The following is a 16,201-nucleotide window of genomic DNA, read 5'->3' on the forward strand; positions in this document are numbered from 1 at the left end:
CGCCATGATCAGAACTTCCGCTTCCACACCGCCCGCGCCGGTTTCGAACGGCGCCGCCGTCGCGACGCGCCCTGCACCGCGCCGCAGCCGCTTCGCCGCGCTGTCGCGCTTCCTTCCGTCGGGCCGCAGCGTCGCGATCGGCGTGCCGTTCCTGTGGCTCACGATCTTCTTCGCGCTGCCGTTCGTGCTGGTGTTCAAGATCAGCTTCGCCGACCAGGTGATGGGGATCCCGCCGTACACGTCGCTCGTCGAGATCAAGGACGGCGTCGTGCACTTCGCGCTGCAGCTGTCTCACTACGCGTTCCTGCTGCGGGACGACCTGTACATCGCGACCTACCTCAGCTCGCTGAAGATGGCCGCCGTGTCGACGCTGCTGTGCCTGCTGATCGGCTATCCGATGGCGTACTACATCGCGCGCTCGGAGCCGGGCCGGCGCAACGTGCTGATGATGGCCGTGATGCTGCCGTTCTGGACGTCGTTCCTGATCCGCGTGTACGCGTGGATCGGGATCCTGAAGGACGACGGCCTCCTGAACCATGCGCTGATCGCGCTCGGCATCATCCACACGCCGCTGCGGCTCTATCACAGCGACGCGGGCGTCTATATCGGGATGGTCTATTCGTACCTGCCGTTCATGGTGATGCCGCTGTACGCGCACCTCGTGAAGATGGACCTCACGCTGCTCGAGGCCGCGTACGACCTCGGCGCGAAGCCGTGGGTCGCGTTCACGCGCATCACGCTGCCGCTGTCGAAGAACGGGATCATCGCCGGCAGCCTGCTGGTGTTCATTCCGGCGGTCGGCGAGTACGTGATTCCGGAGCTGCTCGGCGGCGCCGACACGCTGATGATCGGCCGCGTGATGTGGGACGAGTTCTTCAACAACATGGACTGGCCGATGGCGTCCGCGGTGACGGTCGCGATGGTGCTGCTGTTGCTGGTGCCGATGGCGCTGTTCCAGTACTACCAGGTCAAGGAACTGGAGGAAGCGAAATGATCAAGCCGAGCAAACCGCTGTCGACGGGCGTCCTCGCCTTCGGCTTCCTGTTCCTGTACATCCCGATCATCAGCCTAGTCGTGTACTCGTTCAACGAATCGAAGCTGGTCACGGTGTGGTCCGGCTTCTCGCTGAAGTGGTATGCGGCGCTGCTGGACGACGACGAGTTGCTGACCGCCGCGTGGCTGTCGCTGAAGATCGGCCTGCTGACGGCGACCGCGTCGGTCGCGATCGGCACGTGGGCGGGCTTCGTGCTCGCGCGCTTCGGCCGCTTCAAGGGCTTCACGCTGTACACCGGAATGATCAACGCGCCGCTCGTGATTCCGGAAGTGATCCAGGGGATTTCGCTGCTGCTGCTGTTCGTCGCGCTCGAGCAGATGTTCGGCTGGCCGAAGGGCCGCGGGATGGTGACGATCTGGATCGGTCACGTGATGCTCTGCGTGTCGTACGTGGCGATCATCGTGCAGTCGCGCGTGAAGGAGATGAACAAGTCGCTCGAGGAGGCCGCGCTCGATCTCGGCGCGACGCCGCTGAAGGTGTTCTTCGTGGTGACGCTGCCGCTGATCTCGCAGGCGCTGCTGTCCGGCTGGCTGCTGTCGTTCACGCTGTCGATCGACGATCTCGTGCTGTCGGCGTTCCTGTCGGGGCCCGGTTCGACGACGTTGCCGCTCGTGGTGTTCTCGCGCGTGCGGCTCGGCCTGAACCCGGAAATGAACGCACTGGCGACGCTGTTCATCACCGCGGTGACGATCGGCGTGATCGTCGTGAACCAGATGATGATCGCGCGCGAGCGGCGCCGCGTGGCCGACATGAAGGCGGCCTTCGCAGCGGCCTGACACGACGCGCCCGCTCCCGATCGATCGATAACGAGACCGGCGCGCCGCGCGATGCGGCGCGCCCACGGAAACGCACTTTGACAGCCGCACGACTAGGAGAATCCGCAATGAAGAAGAAACTGATCTGCCTGCTGGTGGCCGGCGCGTTGCCGGGCATCGCGCTGGCCAGCTCGACATCCGCCGAAATCAAGGCGCTGCAGGCGCAGGTTGCAGCGCTGCAGAAGCAGATGAAGGCCATGCAGGCGCAGCTCGCCGCGCAACCGGGCGGCGCCGCAGTCGCCCAAGCGGGCGCGGGCAGCGCGGCCCGGCCGGCCATCGTGGCCGCCGATCCGTCGTCGCCGGACTACGGCCGCGCACAGGCGACGCTGACAAACGACGAAGTCAGCGAAATGAAACAGCAGATCGCGAACCAGCAGCTGAAGGTCGACTCGCTGACGGACGCGGCCAACACCGGGCCGCTTGCGGGCCTGTCGGTCACCGGCTACATCGATCCGACCTACATCTACAACCGCGCGGCCGGCACGTCGTCGTTCCTGTTCGCGAACCACGAGAACGCGTACAACTATTTCAACAGCACGTTCGGCGACCTGTACCTCGACATCAAGAAGACCTTCGGCGTCGGCCCGATGGCGCCGTCGGCCGAGATCACGCTGATGCCGAACCGCGGCAACGGCATCACGCTGCTGCAGAACTCGCGCGGCTCGATCACCGACAACCTGCTGAATACCGCGGTCGTCAACGTGCCGATCAGCGCGACGACCACGCTCGTGGCCGGCCTGATTCCGAGCTTCGGCGGCTACGAAGTGCAGCAGTCGAACCAGATGCTCACGCTCACGCACAACCTGCTGTACGACTTCTCCGATCCGGGCAGCTACGTCGGCGCCGGTGCGAACTACACGAAGGGCAACTGGGCGTGGAAGTTCTTCGTCGGCAACGAACAGTACCGCACGTACGGCTCGGTCACGCAGACGGGCACCAATGCGCTCGGCGACCCGATCACGACCAGCAACAAGGTGCCGACCTTCACCGCGCGCGCGGACTACACGTGGTCGAGCGCGCTCGACATCGGCGGCTCGATCAACATCGGCCGGCAGACGCTCGGGAGCGCGATCGACGATCAGGGCGTCGTCCATTACGGCCCGGGCGGCGCCGCGCCGAGCGGCTATGGCACGTTCTTCTTCGGCGAAGTCGACGCGACGTACACGCTCGCCGACATCCAGTACAACGCCGAACTCGATTACGGCCAGCAGCAGCACGCGGCATACAACGGCGGGCTCGCGCAGTGGTACGGGCTGTCGCTGCTCGCGCATCGCAAGTTCAACGCGCCGGTGGTCGGCCGCATGGGCGTGACGCTGCGCTACGATGCGCTCGTGAACAGCAAGAACGGCGGCGGCGGCGGCGGCATCGCGCTGAACGGCAACGGGATGGATCCGTTCAACGGCTTCGGTGTCGACGCGGACTGTCTCGCGACGTCGAAGGCGAACGGCGGCCTCGGCTTCGACTGCAAGGGCGCGATCCGCCAGGACGTCGCGCTCGACCTGCTGTTCTATCCGACCCAGCAGATCACGGTGAAGGTCGAATACCGGCACGACTGGGCGAACAACAAGGTGTTCCTGCGCAACGACGGGTCGTACGGCAAGTCCAACGACCTGCTCGCGACGCAGTTCATCTATTCGTTCTGACGCAGGCCGCGCGCGGCGCCGTGTCGCAAGCACGGCGCACCGCGCCGTTTCAGCCGGCCGGCGCGTGGTGCGTCGCGCACCGCCGCCGGCCGTTTTCGATGGAGCAGGTTTCATGACGCAGTCTTTCACCCGCCGCGCCGACGCACTCGCGCGCGACTCGTACTACGAAGCAACCGCGACGCGCTCGATGGTCGACGACGCCGTGCTCGACGACGCGATCGACGTCGACGTGTGCGTGATCGGCGCGGGCTTCGCGGGCTTGTCGACCGCACTCGATTGTCGCGCGCGCGGGCTGTCGGTCGCCGTGATCGATGCGCACCGGCCCGGCTGGGGCGCGTCGGGCCGCAACGGCGGCCAGGCGATCGCCGGCTTCGCGAAAGACGAAATCATCGAAAAGCAGCTCGGCGCCGCCGGCGCGCGCGCCGCGTGGTCGCTGTCGCTCGACGGCGTCGCGCTGATCGCCGAGCGAATCGCACGCTACGGGATCGACTGCGATTTCACGCGCGGCTATCTGACGGTCGCGACGAAGCCGCGCCGCGTCGACGACCTGCGCGCATGGATGGACGCCGCGAGCGAGCGCTGGGGCCATCCGTCGCTGTCGTGGCTCGATACCGGCGACATCCGTGCGCGCGTCGCGTCGTCCCGCTATCTCGCCGGCGTCTACGATCCGCTGTCCGGCCACCTGCATCCGCTCAAGTATTGCCTCGGCCTGGCCGATGCCGCGCGCCGCGAAGGCGTCGCGCTGTACGCACACACACCCGCGCTCGACGTCGTGCGCGGCGCTCGGCCTGTCGTGCGCACGCCGTCGGGCGAAGTGCGCTGCCGCTTCGTCGTGTCGTGCTGCAACGCGGGCCCCGGCGGCATCCTGCCGGCGGCGACCGCCGCGCGCATCGCGCCGATCGCGTCGTACATCATCGCGACCGAGGCGCTCGGCCGCGCGCGCGCGGCCGCGCTGATCGCGCAGCGCGAAGCCGTGTGCGACAACAACTTCTTCCTCGACTACTTCCGGCTGTCTGCCGACGACCGGATGTTGTTCGGCGGCCGCGCGAACTCCGCCGGCGCATCGCCCGACGCGCTCGCCGAAGCGATCCGCCAGCGCATGGTCGGCGTGTTCCCGCAGCTCGCCGACGTACGCGTCGATCACGCGTGGGGCGGCTTCGTCGACGTCACGCGCAACCGCGCGCCGGACTTCGGCGCGCTCGATCCGAACTTCTTCTACGTGCAGGGCTTCAGCGGACACGGCGTCGCGCTCACCAGCATCGCCGGGCGCGCGATCGCCGGCGCGATCGCGGGCGACTCGCGCGCGTTCGACCTGTTCGCGCAACTGCGTCACCGGCGCTTTCCGGGCGGCGACGCGTGGCGGCAGCCCGCACTCGAGCTCGGGATGCTGTACCACCGCGTGCGCGAGCTGTTCTGAGCCTTCGTTATCCACTCATTCGACCATGCAGACATTCGCCAACCAGCCGCACGCCGCGTCGTACTACGCGGCGACCATCAACGATACGACCCGCCATGCACCGCTCGCCGGCGCGGCCGACGCCGACGTGTGCGTGATCGGCGCAGGCCTGACCGGCTTGTCCGCCGCGCTCAACCTTGCCGAACGCGGCCATTCGGTGACCGTGCTGGAGGCGTCACGGGTCGGATGGGCGGCGAGCGGGCGCAACGGCGGGCAGCTGATCGGCGGCTTCGCGTGCGACATCGACACGTTCGCGCACTTCATGCCGGAAGGCGACGTGAAGCGGATCTGGGACATGGGACTCGAAACGCTGTCGCTCGTGAAGTCGCGCATCGAACGGCATTCGATCGACTGCGCGCTCGTGCCCGGCTATCTCACGGCCGCCAACACCGAGCGCGACGCAGATGCGCTGAAGCGCTGGCGCGACGATGCCGCGAAGCGCTTCGGCCACGACCGCTTTCATTTCGTCGAAGCGGACGAACTCGGCGACTACGTACAGTCGGAGCGCTATCGCGGCGGCCTCTACGATCCCGACAGCGGCCACCTGCATCCGCTGAACTACACGCTCGGGCTCGCGCGCGCGGCGACCGGCGCGGGCGTGCGGATCCACGAGGACAGCTGCGTGACGCGCGTGCGCGACGTCGCGGGCGGCCACGTCGTCGAAACCGCGAACGGCCACGTGCGTGCGCGCTTCGTCGTGCTCGCCTGCAACACCTATGTCGGCACGCTGGCACCCGCCTTGTCGAAGAAGATCATGCCGGTCGGCACGTACGTGATCGCGACGGAGCCGCTCGGCGAAGCGCGCGCCGCCGCGCTGATGCCCGCGCACGCGGCGGTGTGCGACAGCCGCTTCGTGCTCGACTATTTCCGGCCGGCGCCCGACACGCGGCTCATATGGGGCGGCAAGGTCAGCTATTCGACGCGGCCGCCGCGCGACCTCGCGGCGGCGATGCGCGCGGACATGCTCAAGACATTCCCGCAGCTCGCGGACGTGAAGGTCGACTACGCGTGGGGCGGTTTCGTCGACATCACGATGAATCGCGCGCCGCACTTCGGGCGCGTCGCGCCGACGATGTATTTCGCGCAGGGCTTCTCGGGGCACGGCGTGAATACGACCGCGCTTGCGGGCAAGCTGATCGCGGAAGCAATCGACGGCCAGGCGAGCCGCTTCGACCTGTTCGGCAAGATTCGGCATCGCGACTTCCCCGGCGGCGCGGCGCTGCGCACGCCGGCACTCGTGCTTGCGATGAGCTGGTACCGGCTGCTCGATGCGTTCGGCGTGCATTGAACGCGCATTGAGCGGCACTGCGTGGCGATGTGTCGGTGGTTGCGGCCCACGCGCGCCGCGCGCCGCCGCGCAAACGAAAAACGGCTGCGCACGCGGCGCAGCCGTTCGATCGGATCGCAAGACGCGGGCGCGACGCACACATGAAGCGCCCGCACGCCCGGCCCCGCTCAGTCCGTCCCGTACTTCGGCGAATGCGGGCCGTACAGCAGCCCGTTCGGCGGGCCGGCCGACAGCAGTCGCGTGCTGGTGAACGCGGCAACGTCGTGACTCTGATCCATCAGCGTGTTCGCGATCTGCTTGACCGCGGCCACCACGAGCATGCCGATCAGGCTGCCGCCGCCGTTGTTGCCGCCCTCGTCGCTGCTCGCGCTCGCGCGCCCCTGCCACAGCACGTCGCCGGTACGCAGGTCGACGAGCTTCGCCGAAGCCGACACGACCGTCGCGCTCGCCAGAACCCGGTAGACGGTGCCGTACTGCGACACCTTCGAATACAGCGCGGCGTCCGCACCGAAGATTTCGCGCAGCTTCGCGGGCGGCGTCTGCTGGATCTCGGCCGCATTGGTCAGGCCGTTCTGCTTGAACGTTTCGTCCATCACGGCGACCGGCACCACGTAGTAGCCCGATTCGGCGAGCGGCAGCGTCATCTGCGACAGCATCCCGTAGGTTGCCGCGACGTCGGACGTCTCGTTGAGCGGCGGCAGCACGAGAATCGAGCGCGGCTGGCTCTTCTTGAACGCCGTGTAGTCGGGTCGTTTCACCGGCTGCGCGCATGCGCTCAGCAGCGCGACGATCGACAGCACGGACAGCAGCTTGAATGAGAGTGTCTTGAACATGGCGGGCGCGTTACTGTTTGGCGGTGGTCGGAGCAGGATCCTTCTGGCCGGCGATCGCTTGCGTGGCCTTCTGGTCCGCGGTTTTCGGCGCGCCGGTCTTTTTCTTCAGCAGGAAATCCATGTAAGTCGACGATTCCGGGAACAGCTGCTTCTCGGCCTGCAGTTCCTGTTCGGCCTGCTGCTCGCTGCCGACGCTCGCGTACAACATGCCCAGATGCGCGTGGAAGCCCGGCGGCGGCTTGTGGCCCTTCGCACGGATTTCCTGCAGCGCCTTTTCGAGCGCGTCGATCTGCTCCTGAGGCGATTTTTGCCCCTTGAAGTATTCGTACACCTGCGGCTGATAGCCGGTCCACTGATAAAGCGGCGGCGTGGAGCTCGCGCAGCCGGCGAGCAGCAAGGCGGCGGCCGTTGCCGGCAGCCAGTTACCCCGTTTCATGGTCTGTTCTCTTTTGATTGATGTCGTGGTGAATCGGTCCAGCGCGGCGCCGGTCCCGGCGCGCGCTGCGGCCTATGCGGCGATGGTCGCCGCGACGCTTACTTCGACGCCTTCAGTGCGCCGGCGTCGACCTGGTCGACGAGGTGGTTCACGGCTTCCTGGATCGCAAGATCCAGCACCTTGCCGTTGAGCGTCGAGTCGTAGCCGGCCGTGCCGCCGAAGCCGATCACCTCGCGGTTCGACAAGCTGAATTCGCCCGCGCCCTGGCTCGACGCAATCACTTCCGACGTCGTCGTGTCGACGATGTTCAGGTTGACCTTCGCGTATGCGACCTGCGTCTTGCCGCGGCCGAGAATCCCGAACAGCTGGTGATCGCCGACATCCTTGCGGCCGAACTCGGTCACGTCGCCGGTCACCACGTAGTTCGCGCCCTTCACGGCCTGCGCCTTCTTCATGAACCCGGCTTCCTGCTTGATCTCCTCGAGGTTCTCGCGATCGAGCACGTTGAAGCGGCGGCTCTGCTGCAGGCGCGTGACGAGAATCGTCTTCGCCTGGCCGCCGAGGCGGTCGATGCCGTCGGAGAAGATGCCGCGCATGTAGCTCGAGCGGTTGTCGAACTTGCCGACCGCGATCGCGACGGGCTTGCCCGCGTACGGCTTCTGCGCGCTGCTCACGACCGGCACGTCGAGCGTGCGCGACGATTCGGTCGCGCAGCCCGACAGCGCCGCGACGAGCGCCGCCGCCACGAGAACGGTGCGTCGAGTCTGAATGTTCACTGCTGGTCTCCTTGCGTGAAAAGATGGCCCGAGACGGGCACGCCGGTGCACAGGCTCGCTGACGAACCGGCGGTTGTTGCGGTGATCGAAACGGCCGGGGCCGACACCGGCGCGCGCGACTTCATCGCCCGGACGGCGATGGAGGTGACGGCATGCGACAGGAAAGAGCGCGCAACAGGCGTGTTGCGGCCAGGTGAAGATGCGCGGCGCATCGCCGGACAATGCCGCGTGCGCCGGTTACCCCGTGATTGTGCTTGCTGCGCTGTTGATCGCGCATGATCGGCCCCGTATATGATTTTGGCCGATCATACCAAGACTGATTATCGAGACGGGCATTTCCTGATAAGAATTGACGAGCTTTTACGCAGCGCTGCCGATCCCGTGCTATGTCGCGTGCGACGACGACGTCCGCACAACGCCGCGCCGGCCCGCGAGCCGGCGCGCCGACTCCCGCTAGTCGCCCACCTTCTGCCGCATCGTCACGAACTCCTCGGCGGCCGTCGGGTGAATGCCGATCGTGTCGTCGAACTGCGCTTTCGTCGCGCCCGCACGGATCGCGATCGCGATCCCCTGGATGATCTCGCCCGCGTCACGGCCCACCATGTGCGCGCCGATCACCCGCTGGCTGTCGCGCTCGACGACGAGCTTCATCAGCGTGCGTTCGTCGCGCCCCGACAGCGTGTGACGCAGCGCCTTGAACGATGTGCGGTAGATGTCGACGGCGTCGTGCAGCCGGCGCGCGTCGGCCTCGGTGAGCCCGACCGTCGCGACCTCGGGCTGGCTGAACACGGCCGACGGCACGTACGCGTGATCGGTCGCGACGCGCGACCCGCCGAACAGCGTGCGTGCGAGCAGTGCGCCGTCGCGCGTCGCGACGGGCGTGAGCTGCGGCCGCGACGTCACGTCGCCGATCGCATGAATCGACGGCACCGACGTCGCCGAATACGCATCGACCGCGATCGCGCCGCGCGCGTCGAGCAGCACGCCCGCGCGTTCGAGCCCGATTCCGTCGACGTTCGGCACGCGGCCCGTCGCGTAGAGCACGGCGTCGTACGGGCCGTGCGTTGCGTCGCCGACGCGCACGGTCAGCGTGCCGTCGTCCGCGCGCGCGATCGATTCGACTACCGCGTGCGCGTGGATCGCGACACCCTGCTTCGTCATCTCGTCGGTCAGGAATTGCCGCACGTCGTCGTCGAAGCCGCGCAGGATTTTGTCGCCGCGATAGAACAGATCGACGTGGCTGCCGAAGCCGTTGAAGATGCCCGCGAACTCGACCGCGATATAGCCGCCGCCGACCACCGCGATGCGCGCGGGCAGCTGCGCGAGCGACAGCGCCTCGCGCGACGTGATCGCGTGCTCGATGCCGGGCCGCGGCGGCAGCACCGGTCGCGAGCCGGTGGCGATCGCGATGTGGCGCGCGCGGATCGTGCGTTCGCCGACTGCGACCGTATGCGCGTCCACGAGCGTCGCCCGCCCGGCGTGCATGTCGACGCCGGATTGCCGCAGCAGGTTGATGTAGATGCCGCTGAGCCGGTTGATCTCGCGATCCTTCGCGGCGATCAGCGCGGGCCAGTCGAGCGAGCCGGCGCCGAAGGTCCAGCCGAAGCCCTTCGCGTCGTCGATCTCGTGCGGGTAGTGCGATGCGTAGACGAGCAGCTTCTTCGGGATGCAGCCGCGCAGTACGCAGGTACCGCCGATCTGTTCCTCTTCCGCTATGCCGACGCGCGCGCCGTATGACGCCGACATCCGGGCGAGCCTCACGCCGCCGGAGCCGGCCCCGATGACGAACAGGTCGTAGTCGAAATCCATCGCAAGCCCTCATCGCAGTTCGGATGACGGCACGATAACAAGATTCGGGAATTCGTGCGGAATGTCGCGCCGCGTCACGCGTGCGCGATAAAAAACGGCGAGAGACGTGGCCTCTCGCCGGTCAAACCGGCTGGCGGGTGTGCCATGCGTCACCGATCGACCACATGCCCGGCCTGCCGGCCGCGCGGCACCGGTCCGCCCGGGCGCGCGAACGGCGCGCCTGCGGCGGAACCAGCCGCCATGCTCAAGCCTGCGACGTGTCGCTGCCGTCCGTCGCCTGCGTGTCGTCTGCCTGCTGCGGCTGCTCTTCCTTCTTCTCGAGCATGCCTTCGATCGCCTCCGCGCCCTTGAAGCCGGCGACGGCTGCCGCCGCCTTCGTCAGCAAGCCCGCATCCGGATCGACCTTCTCCGCTGCCTCGACTGCGGCCACGGCGCCAGCGATTTCACCCACGGTGTTCAGGATACCCATCGTCATCCCCTTTCAAGAAAATCGTGAGCGCATCGTCCCACGAAAAAAACCGGTGAACCGCGTTTGTCATCACCGGATACACAAGTTACGCGCGAGTCCGGCCGCACGTGAAACGTACGGCGGAGCGTCGCGCGCAGGTGCGCTGCCGCACGCGGCGAACCCTGCACGCAGCGTAGCCGAAACGCTTCGCGCGTACTGTCAAAGTATGTTCTGGAATCCCGACGGAACGCTTACGCCGCGGCCGGTCCCGATGGAGCGATCGCTGAATAGTCGTGCGCGCGCATGAACGTCGCGTGACGAAAAAAAAGAGGCTCCCGCGAGAGCCTCTTCGATGCGCGCCGAGCCGCAGCCGGCGCGTACGTTCCGACTTTCGTCAGAAGATATTGCGCAAGCCGATCGCGATGCCGGTCTGGTTGCTGCGGCCCGGCAGTTCGACGTTCGCCGCGCCGTTCGTCTTGTTGAAGTCGACGGTGCCGTAGATTTCCGTACGCTTGCTCAGTGCGTATTCGGCGATCCCGACGATCGCGTAGCGGTTGCCGCTCGCGAGCGTGCCGTTCGTGGTCATCGCATTGCGCATGTGGTCGTAGTAGAACGCGCCCGTCAGCGTCAGCGGCGTGCTGACCTGCCAGCTCACGCCCGCGAACGGACCGTCGTCGATGCGGCCCGTGCCCTTCGCGACCGGAATCGACTGCTGCGCGAGCAGGCTGTCGACGAAACCGGTGTCGTCCTTCGAGCGCAGGTAGCCCGCATAGACCTTCGCCTTGCTGAACGCGTACACGACGTTCGCGTGGTAGATCGTCTGCTTGCGTGCGGAGTTGTCGCTGTTCTGCTGCGCGCCGGCCGCGATGCTGAGCGGGCCCATCACGTACGACAGCGACACGCCCCATGCATTGCCCTTGCCGAGCGAGCCCGGAATCTGGCCCGAGAACCCGCCCGCGCCGGTCGATTCGTAGTTCGTACCCGTCGAGTACATCGCCTTCGCGGTCAGGCCCGCGAACTTGCCCGTGTACTTGATCTGGTTGTCCGCATACAGGCCGCCGCCCAGTGCGACCGGCAGCCACGCGTTTTCGAGGTAGTTGCCGACCGTCAGCGGATCGTAGGTGTCGGCGAGCAGGTCGAACAGCGGCGTCTTCTGACGGCCGAGCGTGACCGTGCCGTACGGGCTCTGCAGGCCGACGTACGCTGCGCGGTTGAACAGGCGGCCGCTGTCGGCGAACGCGCCGTTCTGCAGGTTCACGCCGCTTTCGAGGTTGAACACGGCCTTCAGGCCGCCGCCGAGATCTTCGGTGCCGTAGATGCCGAAGCGGCTGTTCGTGATCGCGCCGTTGGTCATCGACAGCAGGCCGTCGTTCTTCGCGTTGGCGTTGGTCAGATAACGGATGCTGGCGTCGGCGACGCCCCAGAGCGTGACCGAGCTTTGTGCGGCTGCGTACTGGCTGGCGAAGGCCAGCGCCGCGCCCCCTGCGATGGCTGCGAGTCGGGTGGTCTGCTTCATGAGCTTTCCTTTTTGTAGGTGTCTCCATTCATGGCCGGCCGCGTGCGCAGCCGGGTGGGGATCGGACGCGCTCATGGCGCGCGCGATGTGGGCTGAATCATAAGACGAGTGCGCAGCCTGAAAGAAATTGAAAAGCCCGGCGGCGCGCGTTTGTCGTCCGGGAACAACGTTTTCCCGTGGTGCGCGCCGGTGGCGCGGTCGAGGCCGGGGCGGGGCTGTAAGGATCGCGCGCGGCGTGGCGACGAAGCGCGTCGCAAGAAAACCGGCTGGCCGCGCGTCAGGCGGCCGGCCGCGGCGGCCGGTCGTCGCGGTGTCCGTCGGTGCTGCCGGTGCCATCGGTGTTGCCAGTGCTGCCAGTGCTGCCAGTGCTGCCAGTGCTGCCAGTGCTGCCAGTGCTTCCAGTGCTTCCAGTGCTTCCAGTGCTTCCAGTGCTTCCAGTGCTTCCAGTGCTTCCGGTGCTTCCGGTGCTTCCGTCGCTCCCGCTGCTGCCGCTGCTGCCGGCGCTTTCGGCGCCGATCGCGCTGCCGCCACCATCGCCCGCGCGCCGCCTCGCGCGCCGCACGATCTCCGCAAATGCGCCGACGAGCAACAGCACCGCGCCCCACAGCGCGACATCGGGCACGAGCCGCGTGACGAAGCCCCCGACCACCGCGCCGGCCAGAAAGCAGAAACTGATCGTCGCGAGCAACGCCGAGTCGTGCAGCGCCCCCGCGTCATAGCGCGGAATCAGCCCGACGAACAGCTTTTGCGCGGCGCGCCGCAGGTTGCCGGTCGTCATCACGGACGTGTACGACAGTTCCTCGAGATGGGTGAACGACAGCGTCTGCAGCGTCGCGACGAACGAGATGCCGGGAATCAGCCACGCGCTCGATGCGCCGACGAGCCCGCTCGCGGCGACGCCGAGAAACGCGATCTCGACGATGAGGCTCACGAAGGCCGTATGACGCATCCAGCCGCGCTGCGCGGCGAGACCGAGCAGGTGCGCAACGAACACCGCGACCACGAAGCCGCCGAGCGGCGGCACGTGATGCAGCGCGGCCGCCCATTCGCCGGCCGACAGGTTGATGCCGAGCAGCGCAACGTTGCCGGTCATCGTGTTCGCGAACACGTGGCCGTGGCCAACGTACGTATATGCGTCGAGATAGCCGCCCGACAGCGTGAGCAGCGCGGCGACGGTGAGATTGCGGCTGGCGCCGTCGAGATTCATCGATCCTCCCGTATGGCGCGCCGCCCGGCCGCACGCGGCGGGTGGCGCGAGATTCATCGGTTCCTGCGGCGCCCGACGCTGACTCGCGAGCGCGTCGGATGCGCCCGACTCGGCCGTCTTGCCCGACGCGCCAATATAATGCTCGGCGTCGGGCGCGCACCCCTTGTGGCACGGCGCGAGCATTGAACGCCGTCGCGGATAACGGCGCCGAGAAACCCGACGAGTATACCGGCCGACTTCGGCGGCCCTGTTGCGCGGCGGCCCCCCGCCAACCGGCGCGCCAGCCGCCCGCGCCACGCTTGGCCGAACCCCGCGGCCCCCTTTCGACACGAAGCCGAATCCGATGACACTCGCGAAGTTCTTCCTGCGCTACACCGTGATCCCGCTGGTCGCGATCGCGCTGGTGGCTGTGTGGGCGTTCGAGCGTGAGTCGGGCGAAATCGACGCGCGCCAGTATGCGGCACTGGTGGCAGCGTACCCGTCGTTGACGTCGAAACTGAAGCACGAGGTCGCCGACGCATTGCGCGGCGACGGCCGGCTCGCCAAGGCCGATTACGACGCGATCATGCGCGACGCGCTGGAGGCCGGTTACGTCGTGGACTGGCCGGCCGCGACCGACGATGTCGGCGGTGAGCGCGGCCGGCTGCTCGGCCTCGTGAACGGCGACCGGCCGGCGTCGCCATAGCGTTCGCGCGCGTCCGGCCGGCGTCCGCGCCGGGCCGCGCGCCGGCCGCCGCTCACTGACCGATGCCGGTGAGCCCGATCAGCGCGCCGCCCGCGAGCAGCCACAACGGATGGATGCGCGTGCACCACGCAAGCACAGCGCAGGCGGCGGTGATGCCCCACTGGATCGCGGTGCGGTTCGACGCTTCCGAGATCAGTACCGCGCTGGCAGCGACGAGCCCCGCCGTGATCGGCATCAGCCCCTGCTGCACGTAGCGGCGCCACGGCCGGTCGCGAAAGCGCTCCCACGCATGCAACGCAAGCACGGTGACGATCGACGACGGCCCGAACTTCGCGACAGACGCGACGAGCAGCCCGGACCAGCCCGCCACATGCCAGCCGACCAGCGACACGATCATCATGTTCGGCCCCGGCGCTGCCTGCGCGAGCGCGAACAGCGCGGTGAACTCGTGCGCGCTCATCCAGTGATGCACGTCGACGACCTGCCGCTGCATCTCCGGCAGAATCGTGTTGCCGCCGCCGAATGCGAGCAGCGACAGCTGGCTGAAGATCGTCGCGATTGCGATCAGCGTATCGTTCATCAGCGGCCTCCGTCGCGCGCGCCGGTGCGCTGCGGCGCCCGCGGGTCGCGATGCCGCGATGCAAGCCAGATGCTGACGGGCGTCAGCACGAGCATCGTCGTCAGCAGCGGGATTCGCAGCCCCGCGATCGCGACGAACGCGAACACGGCGATTGCGGCCGCCGTGCGCGGCGCGCGCAGCAGCGGCTTCGCGACCTTCACCGCCATCGCGACGAGCAGGCCCGCCGCCGCGGCGGCGAGGCCGCCGAACAGGTGCTGCACGCGCGGATCGCCCTGCGTCTTCGCGTACAGCACGCCCAGAGCGACGACGACGAGCGTCGGGCCCGCGATCAGCCCGAGAATGCCGGCGAACGCGCCGGCGACGCCGCGAAAGCGCATGCCGACCGCCACCGACAGGTTGATCACGTTGCCGCCCGGCAGGAACTGGCACAACCCGAGCAGATCGGTGAATTCGTCGGCGGTGAGCCATTTGCGCTGCTCGACGATCGTGCGCCGTGCGAACGGCAGCGCGCCGCCGAACGACATCAGGCCGAGCGACAGGAAGCCGGTGAACAGCTCGGCGAGGCCGATCCGGCGTGCGGATGCGGCGGACGGCGGAGAGACGGATTGCATGGGGATCCTCAACAAACGATGCCCCGAGGTTACCGCCGTTGCGGATTGCGGCAAAACGATTTTCTCGGCGTCGCCTTGTGATCTAGAATCACAAGCATGGCACGCGACCTCCCGCCTTTTTCCGCGCTTCGGGCCTTTGAAGCAGCGGCACGACACGAAAGCTTCAGCGCCGCCGGCGACGAGCTGCATGTGACTCATGGTGCCATCAGCCGGCAGATCGCCGGCTTCGAGGCGTGGCTCGGCAAGCCGGTGTTCCACCGGTACGGCAAGCGCGTGAAGCTCACCGACGAAGGCCGCCGCTATCTGGACACCGTGCGCGCCGCGTTCGACAGCATCGCGCTTGCCACCGAACAGTTGCGCCACACCGGTGCCGCGCGCGTGCTGCGCATCAACGCGCTGCCGACCTTCGCGATGAAATGGCTGCTGCCGCGGCTGTCGCGGTTCCAGCGCGACGTGCCGAACGTCGAGCTGAAGCTGTCCACGTCGAACGCGCCGCTCGACACGCTCGACGGCTTCGACGTCGCAATCCGCCGCGGCCCCGGCCACTGGCCGAACTGCACGAGCGGCCACTTCCTCGACGAAAGCGTGATTCCGGTGTGCAGCCCCGCGCTGCTCAAGCGCGCGCCGATTGCCCGCGCGGACGATCTCGCGCGGCATGTGCTGCTGCATTCGGATACGCGGCCCGAAGGCTGGCGCGACTGGTTCGCGGCGGCCGGTGTCGCGATGAAGGGCCGCAAGCGGCAGTCGTTCGACCACTTCTACCTGGCACTGCAAGCCGCCGTCGACGGGCTCGGCGTCGCGCTCGGCCCGCTGCCGCTGATCGACGACGAGCTCGCGAGCGGCCGCCTCGTGATGCCGCTCGATGGGCCGCGCATCGCGACGCGCAGCTACTGGTGGATCGCGCCGGGCGCGCGCGCCGACGATCCGCTCGTCGCCCAGTTCTGTGCGTGGCTCGCCGCGCAATCGAACGTGCACACGTGACGCGCGACGCCGCCGGCACCTGATCGACACGGCCGCGATGCGCGGCCTGCCGCCCTTTTCGCT

General features: G+C 67.8%; 16 protein-coding genes. 7 read left to right on the forward strand and 9 right to left on the reverse strand.

Going from position 1 to position 16,201, the window contains the following annotated elements; genetic code table 11:
• Window positions 1-7 precede the first annotated feature (7 nt).
• The 5 genes from KDW55_RS08060 to KDW55_RS08080 all read left to right on the forward strand — a co-directional run bounded on the left by KDW55_RS08060 (window position 8) and on the right by KDW55_RS08080 (window position 6,256).
• Entirely contained in the window at window positions 8-994 is a 987-nt protein-coding gene (locus KDW55_RS08060; protein WP_040144819.1) for an ABC transporter permease subunit, read from the forward strand.
• Complete coding sequence (locus KDW55_RS08065) at window positions 991-1,830, forward strand: ABC transporter permease subunit (RefSeq protein WP_040142359.1); 840 nt, start codon at window positions 991-993, stop codon at window positions 1,828-1,830. Before KDW55_RS08060 ends, KDW55_RS08065 begins: the two co-directional genes overlap by 4 nt.
• 107 nt (window positions 1,831-1,937) lie before the next feature.
• On the forward strand, window positions 1,938-3,512 hold the full coding sequence (locus KDW55_RS08070; RefSeq protein ID WP_212148392.1) for a DUF3138 family protein: 1,575 nt from the start codon (window positions 1,938-1,940) through the stop codon (window positions 3,510-3,512).
• Window positions 3,513-3,624: 112 nt separating this feature from the next.
• Window positions 3,625-4,929, forward strand: a complete 1,305-nt coding sequence (locus KDW55_RS08075) for an FAD-dependent oxidoreductase (RefSeq protein WP_212161772.1) — start codon at window positions 3,625-3,627, stop codon at window positions 4,927-4,929.
• Window positions 4,930-4,954: 25 nt separating this feature from the next.
• Window positions 4,955-6,256 carry an FAD-binding oxidoreductase gene (locus tag KDW55_RS08080; protein ID WP_212161773.1) on the forward strand — a complete coding sequence of 434 codons (1,302 nt, stop codon included), beginning with the start codon at window positions 4,955-4,957 and terminating at the stop codon, window positions 6,254-6,256.
• 167 nt (window positions 6,257-6,423) lie between these two features.
• Here the strand turns inward: KDW55_RS08080 and KDW55_RS08085 are convergent, their stop codons facing one another.
• The 7 genes from KDW55_RS08085 to KDW55_RS08115 form a co-directional block, all read right to left on the reverse strand.
• A complete protein-coding gene (locus tag KDW55_RS08085; RefSeq protein WP_040142367.1) occupies window positions 6,424-7,089 on the reverse strand; it encodes a DUF799 domain-containing protein in 666 nt (221 codons plus the stop codon).
• A 10-nt stretch (window positions 7,090-7,099) separates the two neighbouring features.
• A complete protein-coding gene (locus tag KDW55_RS08090) occupies window positions 7,100-7,525 on the reverse strand; it encodes a DUF4810 domain-containing protein (protein ID WP_040142370.1) in 426 nt (141 codons plus the stop codon).
• A 98-nt stretch (window positions 7,526-7,623) separates the two neighbouring features.
• Complete coding sequence (locus tag KDW55_RS08095) at window positions 7,624-8,295, reverse strand: CsgG/HfaB family protein (protein ID WP_197416306.1); 672 nt, start codon at window positions 8,293-8,295, stop codon at window positions 7,624-7,626.
• Window positions 8,296-8,754: 459 nt separating this feature from the next.
• Window positions 8,755-10,110 (reverse strand): glutathione-disulfide reductase, encoded by a 1,356-nt coding sequence (gene gor, locus KDW55_RS08100; RefSeq protein WP_040142374.1) that lies wholly within the window; start codon window positions 10,108-10,110, stop codon window positions 8,755-8,757.
• Window positions 10,111-10,354: 244 nt separating this feature from the next.
• Complete coding sequence (locus KDW55_RS08105; protein ID WP_014895816.1) at window positions 10,355-10,579, reverse strand: hypothetical protein; 225 nt, start codon at window positions 10,577-10,579, stop codon at window positions 10,355-10,357.
• A gap of 373 nt (window positions 10,580-10,952) precedes the next feature.
• Window positions 10,953-12,074 (reverse strand): porin, encoded by a 1,122-nt coding sequence (locus tag KDW55_RS08110; protein ID WP_040144820.1) that lies wholly within the window; start codon window positions 12,072-12,074, stop codon window positions 10,953-10,955.
• 277 nt (window positions 12,075-12,351) lie between these two features.
• Window positions 12,352-13,281 (reverse strand): YoaK family protein, encoded by a 930-nt coding sequence (locus KDW55_RS08115; RefSeq protein WP_212197914.1) that lies wholly within the window; start codon window positions 13,279-13,281, stop codon window positions 12,352-12,354.
• Window positions 13,282-13,624: 343 nt separating this feature from the next.
• Here KDW55_RS08115 and KDW55_RS08120 point away from each other — a divergent pair, with 343 nt between their 5' ends.
• The gene (locus KDW55_RS08120) at window positions 13,625-13,966 is read left to right on the forward strand and encodes a hypothetical protein (protein ID WP_212161775.1); all 342 of its coding nucleotides are present in this window, start codon (window positions 13,625-13,627) and stop codon (window positions 13,964-13,966) included.
• Between the two features lie 52 nt (window positions 13,967-14,018).
• Here the strand turns inward: KDW55_RS08120 and KDW55_RS08125 are convergent, their stop codons facing one another.
• Complete coding sequence (locus tag KDW55_RS08125) at window positions 14,019-14,546, reverse strand: chromate transporter (RefSeq protein ID WP_209821182.1); 528 nt, start codon at window positions 14,544-14,546, stop codon at window positions 14,019-14,021.
• Window positions 14,546-15,157 carry a chromate transporter gene (locus tag KDW55_RS08130; protein WP_209824720.1) on the reverse strand — a complete coding sequence of 204 codons (612 nt, stop codon included), beginning with the start codon at window positions 15,155-15,157 and terminating at the stop codon, window positions 14,546-14,548. The genes KDW55_RS08125 and KDW55_RS08130 overlap by 1 nt, the downstream gene beginning before the upstream one ends.
• A 96-nt stretch (window positions 15,158-15,253) precedes the next feature.
• Here KDW55_RS08130 and KDW55_RS08135 point away from each other — a divergent pair, with 96 nt between their 5' ends.
• On the forward strand, window positions 15,254-16,138 hold the full coding sequence (locus KDW55_RS08135) for a transcriptional regulator GcvA (RefSeq protein ID WP_040142383.1): 885 nt from the start codon (window positions 15,254-15,256) through the stop codon (window positions 16,136-16,138).
• The last annotated feature ends 63 nt before the right edge of the window (window positions 16,139-16,201 follow it).

It is taken from the genome of Burkholderia sp. AU19243 (assembly GCF_018148075.1).
Lineage (GTDB): Bacteria > Pseudomonadota > Gammaproteobacteria > Burkholderiales > Burkholderiaceae > Burkholderia > Burkholderia latens_A.